Here is a 17,712-nt window from a genome sequence, read left to right as displayed (position 1 = left end):
TTCCTTATGAAATATATTTTTCGAATGACTTCGTATCGATTCTGGCTTTTAAATCGTGTAACAAATTATACAAACCGAAAAAAGTTCTATTGATGTATAAAAAGTGCTTTGAACCTCTATTCCCATTCATTTTTCTTAATTGTGTATCTTTTGCAAAATCTTCCCCCATTTGTGCTATTTTCCCAAAAAAAACTTCATCAGAAAAATCAAAAAAGTCTTCATGAAATGGTTTAGTAAACAAACTCAATAAATCGTAAAAAATCTTTGTGAAGTACACTACTTCTTCTTTTGTATCATCTAATCTCAAGATTTCCAATTCATACAATTTAGCATTGAATAATTTTGGATTATTAATTATTTCTGGTTTTGCCAATTCAAAATAAGGAACATAAAACTCGTTTGGAACATGCTTGATGCAACCAAAATCTATAGCTACTAAAATACCGTCTTTATCAATCAAAAAATTACCAGGATGCGGATCGGCATGAACTTGTTTTAAATGATGCATTTGATACATATAGAAATCCCACATCGCTTGGCCAATTTTATCACCTTTTGACCTGTCTTCATTATGTGAAGTGAACTCAGATAAATGCTCTCCATCTATCCATTCCATAGTCAAAATTTTCTCAGAGGACAATTCGGGATAGTATTTTGGAAATCGTAAATTTTGAATTTCACCACACCATTCTGAAATTTCAATACTTTGTTTTAACTCCAATAAATAATCGGTTTCTTCCAATAATTTATTTTCAACTTCCTTAAAATATTTATCCGAATCTTTACCTTTAATATTAAACATTCGCGTTGCAAATGGTTTAACCAAGGCTAAATCTGAACTAATACTTTCCGCCACTCCAGGATATTGGATTTTCACAGCAAATTTTTCCCCATCTTTGGTTGCTTTATGTACCTGACCGATACTTGCAGCATTCATAGCATCTGGGGTGAAGGAATCGTATATTTCTTCTGGAAATTTTCCTAAATATTTTTTAAATGTTTTTCTAACTAATGGCGCTGATAACGGCGGAACCGAAAATTGAGAAAGTGAAAATTTCTCAACATAGGCTTGCGGCATAATGCTTTTATCCATGCTCAACATCTGAGCCACTTTCAAAGCGCTTCCTTTTAAATTCTTTAAACCATCGTAGATATCTTCGGCATTATTTTCATTCAATTTATCCCGGTTCAAAGTAGGATTGACCATTTTTTTACCATAATAGGCTACATAGTTTCCTCCAACCTTAAAACCAGTTTTAACCAACTGACTTGCTCGTTCAATTTTTCCTGTTGGAATTTTATCTAGTGTTTTCATTTACTAATTTCTTTCCTTCCAAAGGAATTTACCCAAATCAAATAAATTTTCTAGTTGTTTTGTATCTAGCAATCCAACTACCGTATTTACTGATTTCTCAATTAGCACATCTGTTTTCTCGAAACTTTTAGAAGTATCTTCTATCCAAAATTTTAACAAAAATAAAAACTGTATCCATGCGCCTTCTGAAAAAACAGGTTCACTGACCTGCAGAAATTTTTCATTTCCAGAAGTAGCACCCAATCTAATAATATCTACAATAAAATCCTTAAAGCGATTTCTAAAATGCTTCAGATATTTTAGATTTTTCAAACCTGCCTTATTTTCTTTTAATGAAAATAAAACATACGTTCTGTTTAATGTTAGTATTTCAAAAAAAGTGAAAAATAACGTAAGTAATTTATCTTTATCCGAATAACTGTTGTATTCTTTATCCTTTTCAATTGTTTTTACTGCATTCTCAAAGAACTTTACCCAAATATCTTGTTTCAAAGAATCGAATGAACCGTAAAAAGAATAAAAATCGGTTTCGCTTAGGTTGTTGTTTTTACAAAAAACATAAACATTCTTGGGTTCTTGATTATCTTGTAGAACACTATTCATATATAATGAAATGATTTTATTATCATCCAGTATCTCTTTATTTGTAGAAGCCTTTTTTGTGGTAGCCATATGAGTAATTTTAGACGGTGTAAAAATACATATTGTTCAATTATTTTTAATAATTATTAAACAAAAAGTTTTGTTAAAGTTTAAGTTGCATAAAAAAAGCTGCCTATAACGACAGCTTTTTGCTTTTGTATTGTGTCTTATAATTTATTTTCCGGCTTCTTTTTGGGCATCTTGAACCATTTTTTCATTTGCAGTAATGGCAAACTCAACACGTCGGTTTTGACTTCTTCCTTCTGGCGTGTCATTAGATGCTATAGGATCAGCGATTCCCATACCAACCATTTTAAAACGCGACATATTCAAACCCTTAGACTCTAAATATTTTTCAACAGAAGTAGCTCTTTGATCTGATAATTTTAAATTAAATTCCGCAGAACCAGTACTATCTGTATAACCAAAAATTTGAATGTTAGTATCTGGATATTGATTAAAAACTGGAACTAGTTTATCTAAATTTGCTTTGGCAGTAGCCGTTAATGTTGACTTACTGGTATCAAAACGGACCGCATTCTCTCCAAGAACTAATTTAATTCCTTCTCCAACTCTTTCTACTTGAGCACCAGGCAAAGCAGTTTCAATTTCACGAGCTTGTTTGTCCATTTTATTTCCAATTACACCACCTGCAACGCCACCAATTACACCACCAAGAACTGCACCCATAGCACCATTACCGCCTTTACCTAAATTATTTCCTAAAACACCACCTAATATCGCGCCACCAACAGCACCGATTGTTGCACCACGTTGCGTTTTATTGGTGTTCTTTACTGACTCACAACCTGTGAAAAGGTTTCCTGTAAGGAAAATGCTTGCTAACGCTATAACTTTAATATTTCTCATCATTATCTAAATTTTAGTTTCTATTAAACTGATAAACTACCTCTGTCATTTTTCCAGCCACATCAATTTTGTCAATTAATTGGAATGAATTATCCGTTGAATTGGCAACTCTTAATACATAACCTGACTTAATTTTTGTTGACTTAGATTCATCCAAAATTTTCATTACAAATTGACCTTCTTTATTAAGAAACCATGTAATTGGTGTGCTGTAAGCGGCGCAATTCACCGAAGTCAAAGTAAAGTTACCTTTATTGTTGTTTGAAATAAGTTTCCAAGAACTCCCAACAAAACATTTGGAATCTGCCAAATCAAATGAAGTAACTTTTATTACATCAGAACCGGGATAAGTAACCGAGGCGATGGTCCAATTTCCTTTGAGATCAACTTGTGATTTAGAATCTAACTTGGTTGTAGTAGCAGAATTTGATTTGCAAGAGAAAATCAAAAGAGAAAATACTCCTAACAAAATAATTTTTTTCATGCTCAATAATTTATATAATTTATAATGCAAATATACATCGATTTTCATTTTGGGTTTTTATATTATTTTACAGCATTGTTACAGAATTACTTTAGAATTGTTCCTACGTCAATTTGTCAGTGAAACTACAATTGGTCTTACTTTTGTATACTGAGAATTCAAATTGTTTAACCCGTCTGCCTAACAGCAGGTCTAAAAAATATAAAATATGACAACAGGAAAAATTAATGTATCCGTAGAAAACATCTTTCCATTAATCAAGAAGTTTTTATACAATGACCACGAAATTTTCTTGCGTGAATTGGTCTCGAATGCAACTGATGCAACATTAAAATTGAAACACTTAACCAGCATTGGCGATGCTAAAGTAGAATATGGCAACCCAATCATCGAAATCAAAATTGACAAAGAGGGCAAAAAGCTTCACATCATTGACCAAGGATTGGGAATGACTGCTGAAGAAGTTGAAAAATACATCAACCAAATTGCTTTTTCGGGTGCTGAAGAATTTTTAGAAAAATATAAAGACTCTGCTAAAGATTCTGGAATCATCGGTCACTTTGGCCTCGGATTTTATTCTGCTTTTATGGTAGCTTCTAAAGTTGAAATTATCACAAAATCATACAAAGACGAACCTGCGGCACATTGGACATGCGACGGAAGTCCGGAATTCACTTTAGTTCCATCTGATAAAACTGAAAGAGGAACCGAAATCATCCTTCACATTGCGGAAGATTCTTTAGAATTTTTAGAAGATTTTAAAATTCGTGAATTGTTGACTAAGTATAATAAATTCATGCCGATTCCAATTAAATTTGGCACTAAAAAAGAAGCACTTCCTAAACCCGATGATGCTCCTGAGGATTACAAAACAGAATACATTGATATAGATAATATTATCAACAATCCAAATCCAGCTTGGACCAAACAACCAGTTGATTTGACCGATGAAGATTATAAAAACTTCTATCGTGAATTGTATCCAATGCAATTTGAAGAACCGTTATTCAATATTCATTTGAATGTAGATTATCCGTTTAATTTAACCGGAATTTTATATTTCCCGAAAATGTCGGCCGATTTGCAACTGCAAAAAGATAAAATCCAAATGTACCAAAACCAGGTCTTTGTTACGGACAACGTAGAAGGAATTGTGCCTGAGTTTTTGGGTATGTTAAAAGGTGTTATTGACTCTCCAGATATTCCGTTAAACGTTTCCCGTTCAGGCTTACAGGCGGATAGTAATGTGAAAAAAATATCGAATTACATTACTCGTAAAGTAGCTGATAAATTGAAATCGTTATTCACAGAAAACCGAGAAGACTTTGAACAAAAGTGGAACGATATCAAAATCGTATTGGAATATGGAATGTTATCTGAACCAAAATTCTATGAAAAATCAGCTGACTTTGTATTGTATCCATCTGTTGATGACAAGTATTATACTTTAGCAGAATTGAAAGAAGCTATAACAGCAAACCAAACCGATAAAAACGGAAAACTGGTCGTATTATATGCCTCGAACAAAGATGCGCAACACGGTTATATCGAAATTGCTAAAGAAAAAGGATATGAAGTGTTGTTGTTAGATTCGCCTATCGTTTCACATTTAATTCAGAAATTAGAATCAGATAATGAGAACCTAACATTTGTTCGTGTCGATTCTGATCATATTGATAAACTTATTCAGAAAGAAGACACGCAAATTTCTAAATTGTCAGAAGACGAATCAACCCAATTGAAAACCGTTTTAGAAGAGATTGTGCCAAAAACAAGTTACTCAGTACAACTAGAACCAATGGACAGCTCAGCAGCACCATTCATCATCACACAACCAGAATTCATGCGACGAATGAAAGAAATGAGTCAAACTGGCGGCGGCGGAATGTTCGGCATGGGCAATTTCCCGGAAATGTATAATTTGGTAGTAAACACCAACTCTGATTTAGCTACAACAATCTTAAATACATCCGACAAATCAGCTCAGGAAAGCTTGGTAAAACAAGCATTAGACTTAGCCAAGATTTCTCAAGGTTTATTGAAAGGCGAAGAGTTGACGGCTTTTGTGAAGCGTAGTTTTGAGTTGATAAAATAGTATTAAGATAATAGTATTAAGTATTAAGACCTGCGGGTGAAAACTTGCAGGTTTTTTATTGCAATTATTTCACGACCTTCGTGATTTAAAGAAAACAATTATTACTTACTAATTTTAATGACTTCGACTAGTCAGTCTGACATTTGACGACTATAAATTTTAATAATATGACCTTACACATCGAAACCCCAGCACTACTTTTCTCAGCAACATCATTGATTTTGCTTGCCTATACCAACCGCTTTCTAACGATTGCTCAAATCGTTCGCAGTTTGAAAAAAAATTATGATGAGAATCAAACTAAAAGCATTTTGCTGCAAATCAAAAACCTCAACTTACGATTATCACTCATTAGATACATGCAACTTTTTGGTGTGTTGTGCTTATTTCTTTCGGTGTTTGCGATGCTGTGTTTATTTTTAGAACAACAAACTTTGGGAATTTATCTCTTTGCCGGAAGTCTGCTTTGTTTACTAGCTTCTTTAGGTATTTCCTTTTGGGAAATCAGTATTTCAGTCACAGCACTTCGTCTGCATTTGAGTGATTTAATTGATGAGAAAACTAATTAAAAATTAAAAATCCCGATTTCTCGGGATTTCTATTTATTTACTTAAATACATCTTACGTCTCGAATACAATTCATAAAACTGATCATCCTTCAAATCATCAATAAACAAAATGCTTTCACCTGTAGATTTCATTTCGGGTCCAAGCGCTTTATTTACATCTTTGAATTTACTAAACGAGAAAACCGGTTGTTTAATGGCATATCCTTTTAATTGGGGATTGAATTTAAAATCGGTTACTTTATTCACGCCCAACATTACTTTAGTGGCATAATTCACATACGGTTCGCCATACGCTTTGGCAATAAAAGGTACTGTTCTAGACGCTCTTGGATTGGCCTCAATAATGTAAACGATATCATCTTTTATCGCAAATTGAATATTGATTAATCCAACGGTTCTTAATGCTAATGCTATCTTTTTGGTATGATCTTTAATTTGCTGCATCACGAATTCACCCAAATTAAATGGTGGCAAAGTTGCATTAGAATCTCCCGAATGAATTCCGCAGGGTTCGATGTGTTCCATTATACCAATGATGTAGACGTTTTCTCCATCACAGATTGCATCGGCTTCTGCCTCAATAGCACCATCAAGATAATTATCTAATAGCAATTTATTGCCTGGAATATTTTTAAGTAAATCGATAACATGTTCTTCTAGTTCTTGTTTGTTGATTACAATTTTCATCCCTTGTCCACCCAGAACATAAGAAGGACGAACCAATAAAGGAAAATCTAAAACATCTGCCAATGCAGATGCTTGATCCGCATTTTCGGCAATTCCAAATTTTGGAAATGGTATTTTTAATTCGGTCAACAATTCAGAAAAACGTCCTCTATCTTCGGCTAAATCTAGTGCATCAAAAGTAGTTCCTAAAATTTTTATACCATACTTTGATAGTTTCTCAGCCAATTTCAGGGCAGTTTGCCCACCCAATTGTACAATTACACCTTCGGGATTTTCGTGTCGAATGATATCATAAATATGTTCCCAAAAAACTGGCTCAAAATACAATTTATCGGCGGTATCAAAATCGGTGGAAACCGTCTCGGGATTACAGTTAATCATAATGGTTTCATAGCCACATTCTTTCGCAGCTAAAACACCGTGAACACAAGAATAATCAAATTCAATTCCTTGTCCAATTCTATTAGGCCCTGAACCAAGAACAACTACTTTCTTTTTTGGAGTAACTATACTTTCATTATGAACATATCGTTCTCCGCTAGCAGTTTCAACTTCAGCTTCAAAAGTGGAATAATAATAGGGAGTCAATGCTTTAAATTCAGCAGCGCAAGTATCAACTAATTTATACACACGCTTGATATTCATTTCATCACGCAATTTATAAACTTGACTTTCTAAACAACCCAACATATGTGCTATTTGACGGTCGCCATAGCCTTTTTGTTTGGCTTCGAGCAATAATTCCTTTGGAAGATTGGTGATATCGTATTTGGATATCTGTTTTTCAATCGTGTATAATTCTTCGTATTGTTTCAAAAACCACATATCGATTTTAGTGATTTCGTGGATTCTGCTTAATGGAATTCCCATGGCAATAGCATCATAAATTACAAAAACTCTATCCCAACTGGCGTAAGTTAGTTTTTCTATGATTTGCTCGTAGTTTTTGTAACCTTTTCCGTCGGCTCCTAATCCGTTTCTTTTAATTTCTAACGATTGTGTGGCTTTGTGTAAGGCTTCCTGAAACGAACGACCAATTCCCATAACTTCACCAACCGATTTCATTTGCAATCCCAAAGTCCTATCAGCACCTTCAAATTTGTCGAAGTTCCAACGTGGAATTTTCACGATAACATAATCCAAAGTAGGTTCAAATAAAGCTGAAGTAAGTTTTGTAATTTGATTGGGTAATTCATCAAGATGATATCCTAAAGCTAATTTTGAAGCCACTTTCGCAATAGGATAACCTGTAGCTTTTGAAGCCAATGCTGAGGAACGAGAAACTCTCGGGTTAATTTCTATCGCCACAATATCTTCTTTTTCATCAGGTGAAACAGCAAATTGAACGTTACAACCTCCGGCAAAATTGCCAATACTGCGCATCATCAAAATGGCCATGTCACGCATTTTTTGAAAAGTAGTGTCCGATAAAGTCATGGCTGGTGCCACTGTGATAGAGTCCCCGGTATGAATTCCCATTGGATCCATATTTTCGATAGAGCAGATGATAACTACGTTGTCGTTTTTATCGCGAAGCAATTCTAATTCGTATTCTTTCCAACCAATCAATGCCTTATCAATCAATACTTCATGTATGGGAGACATTTCTAAACCGTAAGTTAGTTTTTCATCAAATTCTTCCTTGTTATGAACAAAAGCGGCTCCCGTTCCGCCCAATGTAAATGACGGACGAATAACTAGTGGAAACCCAAATTCTTGAGCAATTTCTTTTCCACGAAGGAAAGAAGTACAAATTTCGGCAGGTGCTGATGGTATTTCTATTTTTTTAAGTAATTGTTTGAATTGTTCTCTGTCTTCGGTAATATTGATGGCATTGATATCAACACCAATTAGTTTTACTCCAAAATCTTTCCAAATTCCTTTTTCGTCCGCCTCTAAACATAGGTTTAAGGCTGTTTGTCCGCCCATGGTTGGCAAAACGGCATCAATTTGAGGATGTTCTTTTAGGATTTGAATGATTGATTTTGTGGTTAATGGCAATAGGTAAATGTGATCCGCCATACTTGGGTCGGTCATGATGGTTGCGGGATTGGAGTTGATTAGGATAACTTCAATTCCTTCTTCACGGATGGAACGTGCCGATTGTGAACCGGCATAATCGAATTCGCATGCCTGACCAATTACGATTGGACCTGAGCCTATAATTAAAACCGATTTAATAGAGTTGTCTTTTGGCATTGTAGTGTGTTGTTGTTTTGTATTATATGTTGTTTGTCAAAATTAATTCGTTTGTTTCTAATGTTTAAAACTTGTTATTGAAACTTATCAAAATTTATAAACAAGTTGAAAAAAAAGCCGCTACTAATAAAAGTAACGGCTTTAAATTGATTATTTGCTAATCATTATTTTTTGTGTCTTGGTTCACAAGAAACTGTCAATTTATGTCTTCCTTTAGCTCTACGACGTGCTAGAACTTTTCTTCCGTTCGCAGATTCCATTCTGTCCATAAATCCGTGTTTATTTCTTCTCTTTCTTTTCGATGGCTGAAACGTTCTTTTACTCATTGCTTTATATCTTTAAAATCTTGTATTAATTTCTATATGATGTGGCTCTTTTAAAACCGAGTGCAAATATACAAACCTTTTTTTTTCTGGCAAGTAGTTTTATAAAAATATTTTCAAATCCTTTTATTACCTTTGCGATCATAAAAAATAATAATTATGTTTCACAAAAATATCAAACTTATACTAGCTGTGTTCATTTTTGGTGTCGCTATATGGCAATTTACGGAAAGCAACATTGGAAATGGCATCTTTTTAATACTACTATCATTTATTCCGCAGTTTTTATATTTTAAAAACGAATACATCCTCTTAGCTTTCTTAAAACTCAGAAAACAAGATTTTGCTGGCGCAAAAGTATGGTTGGATAAAATTAAAAATCCGGAAACGGCATTGGTTAGAAAGCAACAAGGCTATTATAATTATCTTCACGGATTGATGCTGTCGCAAACGAATTTGCATCAATCAGAGAAATTCTTCAAAAAAGCAATTGAATTAGGGTTGAGTATGGATATGGATTTGGCGGTTGCTAAATTGAATCTTGCTGGAATCGCAATGTCGAGAAGACGTAAAATGGAAGCTACCGCTTTATTAAACGAAGCAAAAAAGTTGGACAAACAAAATATGCTTAATGATCAGATTAAAATGATGAAGGAGCAAATGAAGAAGATTTAGTGTTCAGTAATTAGTAATCAGTATAATGTATAAAAAAAACAGATTTCAGGACGTTTTTTTATTTTGGGAATCACTGCCAACTAAATACTGAACAATGAACACTTTAAATTGGAATTTTAATTTCGTATTTTTTCTTACTCGGATTCAAAAGTTTTTTGTCGCGTAACCAAGGATTGTGAATTTTAAGAACTTTATAGTTGATTCCTTGAGACTGAGCAAAGCTAGTTAAACTGTTTATAGTACTGTCAACTTCAACATTTTTGGTTGGAATTGGAGGATACAATTCGGTTGGATAAATACTAAACCCATATAAAGCTGGTTGTTTCATTATTTCTTTAAGTGCCAAAATTCGGAAGACATATCGAGAAGTTTCTTCTGTCAAACCTAAGTCATAATAATCGGAAACTTTTTGTTCGTCGATTTTTTTACTCAAACCGCTCATTCCACCATTATAGGAAGCAGCAGCCATTGTCCATGATCCAAATTTTGCTTTTGCAGCTAAAAGATATTGACACGCCGCTTCGGTAGATTTTTCAAGATGGTAGCGTTCATCAACAAGATCATTAACTTCCATTCCCTTTTCTCTTGCAGTATCAGGCATAAACTGCCAAACACCTTTGGCGCCAGAAGACGATGTTGCATTAACCAGAGCGCTTTCTATTACGGCTAAATATTTAAAATCATCAGGCACTCCATATTGCTGGAGGATTGGTTCAATAACAGGAAAAACACGATTGGCTCTTCGAATAATTAAAACTGTAGTAGCATCCAAATTGGCATTGATGAGTAATTCTCTATCCAATCGTTCTCTCACGTCATTTATTTGAAGCGGAGCAGGTTCTCCGGCTAAATCAACAGCCGTTGGAAAATACATTGGAGTGCCTTCTCGCAGTACTTTTGCTTTGTTATCTCCAGAGATACTAAAAATTAGAATTCCTGATATTAAAACTACTCCAAAAATCGATAATAGGGCTTTATTCGTTTTCATTGTATTAATTTTTTGTTTCGTAAAACTACAGAAATCAGTTCAATTTTGATAACTATCTAACATAATTTTAGGGAGATTATCACTAATCCAACGATATTTTGATAGAATCATAATATGTGTTCCGCCTTTAACAGCAATGCATTTTTTTATGTTTTTGATTGGAAAAACTTCATCAGCATCACCATGAATATGAATAATTTCTAGATCAGCTACTGTTCGTTTCCAATTGATAATTTGCTCGATTGCCCAATCCAAATAAACTTTATCTCGAACAGCTAAAAATTTTTCATATAATTTCACTCTTTGTTTTATACTAGAAGATCCAAAGGTAAACTTTGCTAAACTTTCAATATTTTCAAGGAGTTTAGTTGGAATGAGTTTATACGCTTTGGTAGTTTTTGCAATTATAAAACGCTTTGGATATTCCAAATTAGATTTAACACTAGAAATAATGATCACTTTTCTTGTCTTGACAAAGGGTTTCATTTCCTGTACTAAAATACCACCAAAGGATACTCCAACTAAAATAATATTATCATGGGTAATGTTTTTTGCTATTCGTTGTGCGTAATGTTCTATAGTTTCCTCTTTTTCAGGCAATAACCATTCTAACAAATGCATTTCAAAAGTATCGGAAGGCAGCTGAATTCGCTCAAAAATAGAAGAACTTGCTGCCATTCCCGGCATAAAATAAACATGAATTTTAGACATAATTTAACTCAAAAACGGTTAATTATTAGTAACTTTGCCTAAAAATAATCCTTTTTGTTTATAATCACATGGAAGCAACCGCATTTTTAGAAAAAATCGAGATTAAAGACAACACTTTTGCTCGTCAGTTTGAAACTTTAGTAGATGGAAAATTAATTTCGGTAGAGTATTCTTTTCAAGAGAAGAAGATTTTCTTAACCCGAATTAATGTTTTTGATGGATTTGATAATGATGAATTTATCAATGATTTGTTGAAAAACATTATGGAAATTGCTTACGAAAGAAAATTAAAAGTAGTTCCCATTTTACCTAAAATTGCCCTATTTTTTAGAAAAAACATTTGTTATAGAGATTTACTTCCTCCAGGAATTAAAATATAAGTTTTAGAAAAATCCAACATAGAAATTCCAAATTCCAAAATGAGTTTGGAATTTTTTTTATATTTAGCATATGGATACAGAAGCATTACGACAGGGAATCATTGATTTCTTTGAAAAGATTGATAAATATTATGGTAGTAAAACAGAAGTAACTCAAGGATTATTTTCTGAATTGGACAAATTGGATGCCAATTTAACAGCTTGGAACTTATCTGAATTTAATTTAGTTCGTTCGGCATACAGAAAAAATGGCGAAAAATTTATGTTAGAAGGCAAAGGCACTTACTATGAGATTTCGGCTGATCGAATTATTGATTTTCAACAAAAAGGAAGAAATAAATTTGAGTTTATTGAACAATATGGTGAAACTGTTTTTAGGATTACTAAGATTCGGTTTCATTATAAGTATTAGAAAATCCGATTTTTTTAAATTCCAAATTCTAAGTCTACACAGTTGGAATTTGGGATTTTTCGTTTTGGAATTTTAACCTCACACACCCATCTTCATCAATTTTGGTCAAATTGATTTCGTGTAACGTATTGACTAATTCAGGATTCCAAGGTGTTTTTACTTTTACATAATTTTCGGTAAAGCCATGAATGTATCCTTCCTTATTTTCGCTTTCAAACAATACTGTTTTGTTAGTTCCTATTTGACTTTCATAAAAAGCACGACGTTTTTTAACGGATAATCCACGTAGCATTTTACTCCTTTTATTACGCACATTCATAGGAACAACATCAGACATTGCAGCAGCTTCGGTATTATCCCTTTCGGAATAAGTAAAAACGTGCAAATAAGAAATATCCATTTCATTTAAAAAATGATAGGTTTCCAAAAAATGTTGATCAGTTTCGCCTGGAAACCCAACAATCACATCGACACCAATACAGGCGTGTGGCATTACTTCACGAATTTTATTTACACGTTCGGTATACACTTCTCGTTGATAGCGTCTTTTCATTTTACCAAGAATTTCGTTGCTCCCACTTTGTAATGGAATATGAAAATGTGGCACAAATGTTCTGCTTTGAGATACAAATTCGATGGTTTCGTTTTTGAGTAAATTTGGTTCTATGGAAGAAATTCGTAAACGCTCAATTCCTTCCACTTCGTCTAAAGCTTTTACTAAATCTAGAAAAGTATGTTCGTGTTTTTTATTCCCAAATTCACCTTTGCCATAATCGCCAATATTCACCCCAGTTAAAACGATTTCTTTAATTCCTTGCTGAGAAATTTCGGCAGCATTTTTCAAGACATTTTCCAAAGCATCACTTCTGGAAATCCCACGTGCCAAAGGAATGGTACAATACGTACATTTATAATCACAACCATCCTGTACTTTTAAAAAAGCTCGTGTTCGATCGCCTATGGAGTAACTGCCTACATAAAAATCAGCTTCGGCAATCTCGCAAGAATGCACTTCACCAAAATCATTTTTAGACAGGTCGTTGATATAATCGGTAATTTTAAATTTTTCAGTCGCACCCAAAACCAAATCAACACCATCAACAGCCGCTAATTCTTCTGGTTTTAATTGTGCATAACAACCCACTGCAGCAACGAACGCTTTATCGTTGAGCTTCATGGCTTTTTTTACTACTTGTTTGAATTGTTTATCGGCATTTTCGGTAACCGAACAAGTATTGATGACATAGATATCGGCTACTTCTTCAAAGTCAACTCTGTCAAATCCTTCGTTTTGAAAATTCCTTGCTATAGTAGACGTTTCGGAGAAATTTAATTTACATCCCAAAGTGTAGAATGCTACTTTCTTTATTTGTTCCATAAGTTTGCTCAATTACTAAAATCGGACTCCGGACAAGCATGTCGTTGTCAAAAATTGAGTGGACAAATTTATGAATAGTTTTAAAAAAATAGCCACAGATTCACAGATTAAAATAATTTTAAAAATCTGTGAGTCTGTGGCTAAACTTATTAAACTATTCTTTTCTAAACTTTTTAGTTACTTCAAAAACATGTTCCAAAATCTTAGCGTCTTCTTCAGTAAATTCCACTTGACGTCTTGCCATAACTATTTTGGCAGTTTGAATTGCTTTAGACGTTAAATAAGTAGTAAATCCAGAAGCGCCACCCCATGAAAAACTTGGCACAAAATTGCGAGGAAAACCAGCTCCAAAAATGTTGGCATTTACACCCACTACAGTTCCAGTATTGAACATGGTATTAATACCACATTTGCTATGATCGCCCATCATCAGTCCGCAAAACTGCAAACCAGTTCGTGCAAATCCTTCGGTTTCATAACTCCACAAACGCACTTCTTCGTAGTTGTTTTTTAAATTGGAATTGTTGCTGTCGGCACCCATATTGCACCATTCGCCAAGAACCGAATTTCCTAAAAATCCGTCGTGGCCTTTATTGGAATAGCCAAACAAAACCGAGTTATTCACTTCGCCACCTATTCTACAATGAGGTCCAATAGTTGTAGCGCCATATACTTTTGTAGCCAGTTTTACTTGAGCTTCTTCACACAAAGCAAATGGTCCACGTATGACTGAACCTTCCATAATTTCAGCGTTTTTTCCAATGTAAATTGGTCCAGTAGAGGCATTTAAAGTGACAAATTCTAGCTTTGCTCCTTCTTCGATAAAAATGTTTTCGGGAGAAATTACATTGACACTTTTAGGAATCGGTTGTGACTTTCTGTCTTCTGTAATCAATTCAAAATCTTCGCGAAGTGCGGCATCATTTTTGGCAAAAATATCCCAAGTGTGTTCCAATTTTAAGCACTCTTCATTGAATTCAATTATTTCATAAGTATCAAAATCAACTTCTTCTTGCGTATCATTAGTATAAAAAGCAATCACTTCTTCTCCTTGAAAAACAGCTTGATTTTTCTCTAAATTTTTGACCATTTCTGCCAAAATATCGTTGGGTAAAAAAGAAGCGTTAATCAATACATTATTCTCCATTTCCACCATAGGAAACTTTTCAGAAAGGTATTCCTCCGTTAAAGTTGTTGTTGTATAGCCTAACTGTTTTTCCCATTTTTCTCTAATGGTTAAAATACCGATTCGAATATCGGCTACCGGACGAGTAAAGGTAAAAGGAAGTAGAGCATTGCGAACTGTTCCGTCAAAAAGGATATAATTCATTTGAGAAGTTTAAAAGTTTAAGGGTTTAAAAGTTTAAGGGTTCAATTCTTACTTTTAAATACATTTCAAAGTTACAAAACTTTGGTTCATAAAAAAACCTTCCATTAAATGAAAGGTTTTGTAAAAATTTGAAAATCTATCCAGAAGGTTAGGGACTTATTTAGCGTGTTTAGCGTATTTTGTTTTAAATTTATCAATACGACCTGCAGTATCGATAAGTTTAGATTTGCCTGTGTAAAAAGGGTGAGACGTTCTAGAAATCTCCATTTTGAAAACTGGGTATTCCACACCTTCGTGCGTGATAGTTTCTTTTGTTTCTACTGTTGATTTAGTGATAAAAACATCTTCGTTCGACATGTCTTTGAAAGCAACTAATCTGTAATTTTCTGGGTGAATTCCTTTTTTCATGATACTCTTTTTATGTTTTGAAGTAGTTTTGTTTTGAAGCTTTCAGTCTGAAAGGTATAAACTAGCTACAGCTTTTATTATTACTTTTTAATTTAGCGTGTGCAAAAATACAATTTTTTTATAATAATCAAAGCGTTGTGTAACTTTTTTTAAATAAACGCAACTTACAAATTGTAATAATGGAATTACTATATTTGTTAATTAATTAAAACTTAAAAATCATGAATGAAATTATTAAGAAAAACGGAATTACATTTGGAATTATCCTAGGATTATTTTCATTACTAATTACAACTGCTATTTACACAATAGACTTGCAGTTATTTACAAGTTGGTGGATTGGAGGTGTGGCTATTGTTGTACCAATAATTATCGGTTTTGTTTTAGTTTCAAAAACAAAAAAACAATTGAATGGCAACATTACTTTCAAAGAGGCCTTCACCGTTTATTTTATTGCTGCAGTTATTGGATCGTTCATTTCTAAACTTTATGAATATGTTTTATTTAACTTCATAGACCCACAAGCTAAAGAAACTATCAAAGAAATCACCATCAAGTATACAACTGAAATGATGGAAAAGTTTGGAGCTCCAGCAGCATCAATAAATGAAGCTATGCAAAAAGTAGCAGAAACTGACAATTATTCTATTGGCAATATTATGTTTGGATTAGCTATGGGATTAGTTTTTCATGCTATTTTCGGATTAATTTTAGCTGCTATTTTCAAATCTAAATCAGCTTCATCACAAGGATTATAAATGAATTTATCCCTAATCATTCCGCTTCTTAACGAGCAGGAATCGTTACCTGAATTGCATCAATGGATTGTCAGAGTCATGACAACTCATAATTATTCTTATGAAATTATTTTTATAGATGATGGAAGCACTGATGATTCATGGAAAATTATTGAAAAGCTTTCAAACGAAAATCCAAATGTAAAAGGGATTCGTTTTCTTCGGAATTTTGGAAAATCACAAGCATTACATGCTGGTTTTGCTAAAGCTCAAGGTGATGTAATCATTACGATGGATGCCGATTTGCAAGATAGTCCAGAGGAAATTCCAGATTTGTACAAAATGGTAATGACCCAAGATTATGATTTGGTTTCGGGTTGGAAAAAGAAACGTTATGATTCGGTTGTAACAAAGAATTTACCATCCAAACTTTTCAATTGGGCTGCACGAAAAACTTCTGGAGTTCATCTTAATGATTTTAATTGTGGCTTAAAAGCTTACAAAAATACCGTAATTAAAAACATTGAAGTTTCGGGCGAAATGCACCGTTACATCCCTGTTTTAGCCAAGAATGCTGGATTTTCCAAAATTGGCGAAAAAGTGGTCATTCATCAAGCCCGAAAATATGGAGAGTCTAAATTTGGCATGAACCGATTCATCAATGGATTTTTGGATTTGATTACCATTTGGTTTTTATCACGTTATGGCAAAAGACCGATGCATCTTTTTGGCGCTGGTGGCGTTTTGATGTTTATCATTGGATTCATAGCTACTGGTTTTATTATTTCTATCAAACTTATTAGGTTATATTCTGGTTTTAAAACTGTTTTAGTGACAGAGAATCCTCTTTTTTATATCGCTTTAACGGCTATGATTATAGGTTCACAATTATTTTTAGCTGGATTTTTGGGCGAAATTATTCTTCGGACTAAGAATAACGAGGAACGCTATAAAATTTCAAGTGAGGTGAATTTGTAGTTCAACTTGAGGACACAATTTGTGACCTCAAACCAAAATGTAGTATGGAAATAGAAGTTATTCAAAATAAAATATTTGAAATTCGAGGATGTAAAGTAATGCTTGATTTTGATTTGTCATTGCTATATGGAGTTGAAACACGTGTTTTAAAACAAAGTATTAGGAGGAATTTAAAAAGATTTCCAGAAGATTTTATGTTTGAACTTTCGGATTTAGAGATAAATCGCCTGGTATCACAAAATGTGATACCATCAAAAAGCTATTTAGGTGGTTCTTCTCCTTTTGCCTTTACAGAACAGGGTATTGCAATGTTATCAAGTGTTTTAAAAAGTGATAAAAAGCCCCACCCCAGCCCTCCCCAAAGGGGAGGGAGAAGGAAAAAAATTGGATTTAAAAAATAATTTAAGAATTTGATGATTAATTTTGTATTGAAAATGTAATTTAACAAACGTAAAACAACGATTGATATAATAAATAAGTTTACAAATTAGCTTAGCCCTGATAGAAGCGGTATCCTTTTTATTTTTGTCC

19 protein-coding genes are annotated in these 17,712 nt (G+C 33.5%); 8 read left to right on the top strand and 11 right to left on the bottom strand.

From position 1 onward, the window contains the following. Positions 1 to 4: 4 nt before the first annotated feature. The 4 genes from ACIQ2L_RS04975 to ACIQ2L_RS04960 form a co-directional block, all read right to left on the bottom strand. Positions 5 to 1,315 (bottom strand): ABC1 kinase family protein, encoded by a 1,311-nt coding sequence (locus tag ACIQ2L_RS04975; protein WP_396157002.1) that lies wholly within the window; start codon positions 1,313 to 1,315, stop codon positions 5 to 7. A 3-nt stretch (positions 1,316 to 1,318) separates the two neighbouring features. After that, on the bottom strand, positions 1,319 to 1,987 hold the full coding sequence (locus ACIQ2L_RS04970; protein WP_396157001.1) for a TetR family transcriptional regulator C-terminal domain-containing protein: 669 nt from the start codon (positions 1,985 to 1,987) through the stop codon (positions 1,319 to 1,321). A 144-nt stretch (positions 1,988 to 2,131) separates the two neighbouring features. Beyond that, on the bottom strand, positions 2,132 to 2,827 hold the full coding sequence (locus ACIQ2L_RS04965) for an OmpA family protein (protein WP_396157013.1): 696 nt from the start codon (positions 2,825 to 2,827) through the stop codon (positions 2,132 to 2,134). 13 nt (positions 2,828 to 2,840) lie between these two features. Next, positions 2,841 to 3,311 (bottom strand): hypothetical protein, encoded by a 471-nt coding sequence (locus ACIQ2L_RS04960; protein ID WP_396157000.1) that lies wholly within the window; start codon positions 3,309 to 3,311, stop codon positions 2,841 to 2,843. Positions 3,312 to 3,519: 208 nt separating this feature from the next. On the opposite strand from ACIQ2L_RS04960, the gene htpG reads away from it, so the two are divergent. Together htpG and ACIQ2L_RS04950 are read left to right on the top strand one after the other, a co-directional pair. After that, positions 3,520 to 5,406, top strand: coding sequence for a molecular chaperone HtpG (gene htpG, locus ACIQ2L_RS04955; RefSeq protein WP_396156999.1), 1,887 nt, complete (start codon positions 3,520 to 3,522; stop codon positions 5,404 to 5,406). Positions 5,407 to 5,573: 167 nt separating this feature from the next. Continuing rightward, positions 5,574 to 5,975, top strand: a complete 402-nt coding sequence (locus ACIQ2L_RS04950; RefSeq protein WP_396156998.1) for a DUF2721 domain-containing protein — start codon at positions 5,574 to 5,576, stop codon at positions 5,973 to 5,975. Between the two features lie 33 nt (positions 5,976 to 6,008). Here the strand turns inward: ACIQ2L_RS04950 and carB are convergent, their stop codons facing one another. Continuing rightward, the gene (gene carB / locus ACIQ2L_RS04945) at positions 6,009 to 8,861 is read right to left on the bottom strand and encodes a carbamoyl-phosphate synthase large subunit (RefSeq protein ID WP_396156997.1); all 2,853 of its coding nucleotides are present in this window, start codon (positions 8,859 to 8,861) and stop codon (positions 6,009 to 6,011) included. A gap of 164 nt (positions 8,862 to 9,025) precedes the next feature. Then, positions 9,026 to 9,187, bottom strand: coding sequence for a 50S ribosomal protein L34 (rpmH, locus tag ACIQ2L_RS04940; RefSeq protein WP_022828464.1), 162 nt, complete (start codon positions 9,185 to 9,187; stop codon positions 9,026 to 9,028). A 156-nt stretch (positions 9,188 to 9,343) separates the two neighbouring features. On the opposite strand from rpmH, the gene ACIQ2L_RS04935 reads away from it, so the two are divergent. Continuing rightward, positions 9,344 to 9,859, top strand: a complete 516-nt coding sequence (locus ACIQ2L_RS04935; protein WP_396156996.1) for a DUF2892 domain-containing protein — start codon at positions 9,344 to 9,346, stop codon at positions 9,857 to 9,859. A 103-nt stretch (positions 9,860 to 9,962) separates the two neighbouring features. Here the strand turns inward: ACIQ2L_RS04935 and ACIQ2L_RS04930 are convergent, their stop codons facing one another. Then, a complete protein-coding gene (locus ACIQ2L_RS04930) occupies positions 9,963 to 10,847 on the bottom strand; it encodes a lytic transglycosylase domain-containing protein (RefSeq protein WP_396156995.1) in 885 nt (294 codons plus the stop codon). Between the two features lie 39 nt (positions 10,848 to 10,886). After that, the gene (locus tag ACIQ2L_RS04925) at positions 10,887 to 11,558 is read right to left on the bottom strand and encodes an alpha/beta hydrolase (protein ID WP_396156994.1); all 672 of its coding nucleotides are present in this window, start codon (positions 11,556 to 11,558) and stop codon (positions 10,887 to 10,889) included. Between the two features lie 68 nt (positions 11,559 to 11,626). Between ACIQ2L_RS04925 and ACIQ2L_RS04920 the strand changes: the two genes are divergently transcribed. Then, entirely contained in the window at positions 11,627 to 11,938 is a 312-nt protein-coding gene (locus tag ACIQ2L_RS04920; protein ID WP_396156993.1) for a GNAT family N-acetyltransferase, read from the top strand. Positions 11,939 to 12,008: 70 nt separating this feature from the next. Next, the gene (locus ACIQ2L_RS04915) at positions 12,009 to 12,350 is read left to right on the top strand and encodes a hypothetical protein (RefSeq protein ID WP_396156991.1); all 342 of its coding nucleotides are present in this window, start codon (positions 12,009 to 12,011) and stop codon (positions 12,348 to 12,350) included. 34 nt (positions 12,351 to 12,384) lie between these two features. On the opposite strand, the gene mtaB is transcribed toward ACIQ2L_RS04915, so the two are convergent. The 3 genes from mtaB to ACIQ2L_RS04900 all read right to left on the bottom strand — a co-directional run bounded on the left by mtaB (position 12,385) and on the right by ACIQ2L_RS04900 (position 15,466). Continuing rightward, on the bottom strand, positions 12,385 to 13,728 hold the full coding sequence (mtaB, locus tag ACIQ2L_RS04910; RefSeq protein ID WP_396156989.1) for a tRNA (N(6)-L-threonylcarbamoyladenosine(37)-C(2))-methylthiotransferase MtaB: 1,344 nt from the start codon (positions 13,726 to 13,728) through the stop codon (positions 12,385 to 12,387). A 154-nt stretch (positions 13,729 to 13,882) separates the two neighbouring features. After that, positions 13,883 to 15,058 (bottom strand): GlmU family protein, encoded by a 1,176-nt coding sequence (locus ACIQ2L_RS04905; RefSeq protein WP_396156987.1) that lies wholly within the window; start codon positions 15,056 to 15,058, stop codon positions 13,883 to 13,885. A 156-nt stretch (positions 15,059 to 15,214) separates the two neighbouring features. Further along, entirely contained in the window at positions 15,215 to 15,466 is a 252-nt protein-coding gene (locus tag ACIQ2L_RS04900; RefSeq protein WP_121314882.1) for a type B 50S ribosomal protein L31, read from the bottom strand. A 221-nt stretch (positions 15,467 to 15,687) separates the two neighbouring features. Here ACIQ2L_RS04900 and ACIQ2L_RS04895 point away from each other — a divergent pair, with 221 nt between their 5' ends. Genes ACIQ2L_RS04895 through ACIQ2L_RS04885 form a run of 3 tightly spaced genes read left to right on the top strand, consistent with a single transcriptional unit; the run spans position 15,688 to position 17,582 of the window. Next, positions 15,688 to 16,224: a DUF4199 domain-containing protein gene (locus ACIQ2L_RS04895; RefSeq protein ID WP_396156985.1), complete on the top strand. Its 537-nt coding sequence runs from the start codon at positions 15,688 to 15,690 to the stop codon at positions 16,222 to 16,224. After that, entirely contained in the window at positions 16,225 to 17,181 is a 957-nt protein-coding gene (locus ACIQ2L_RS04890; protein WP_396156983.1) for a glycosyltransferase family 2 protein, read from the top strand. A gap of 44 nt (positions 17,182 to 17,225) precedes the next feature. Further along, entirely contained in the window at positions 17,226 to 17,582 is a 357-nt protein-coding gene (locus tag ACIQ2L_RS04885; RefSeq protein WP_396156981.1) for an ORF6N domain-containing protein, read from the top strand. Positions 17,583 to 17,712: the final 130 nt, after the last annotated feature.

Origin of the sequence: Flavobacterium sp., from assembly GCF_044369455.1 — a bacterium.
GTDB lineage: Bacteria > Bacteroidota > Bacteroidia > Flavobacteriales > Flavobacteriaceae > Flavobacterium.
The sequence above is the reverse complement of the archived record's forward strand: the minus strand, read 5'-3'. Positions and strand labels throughout refer to the sequence as shown.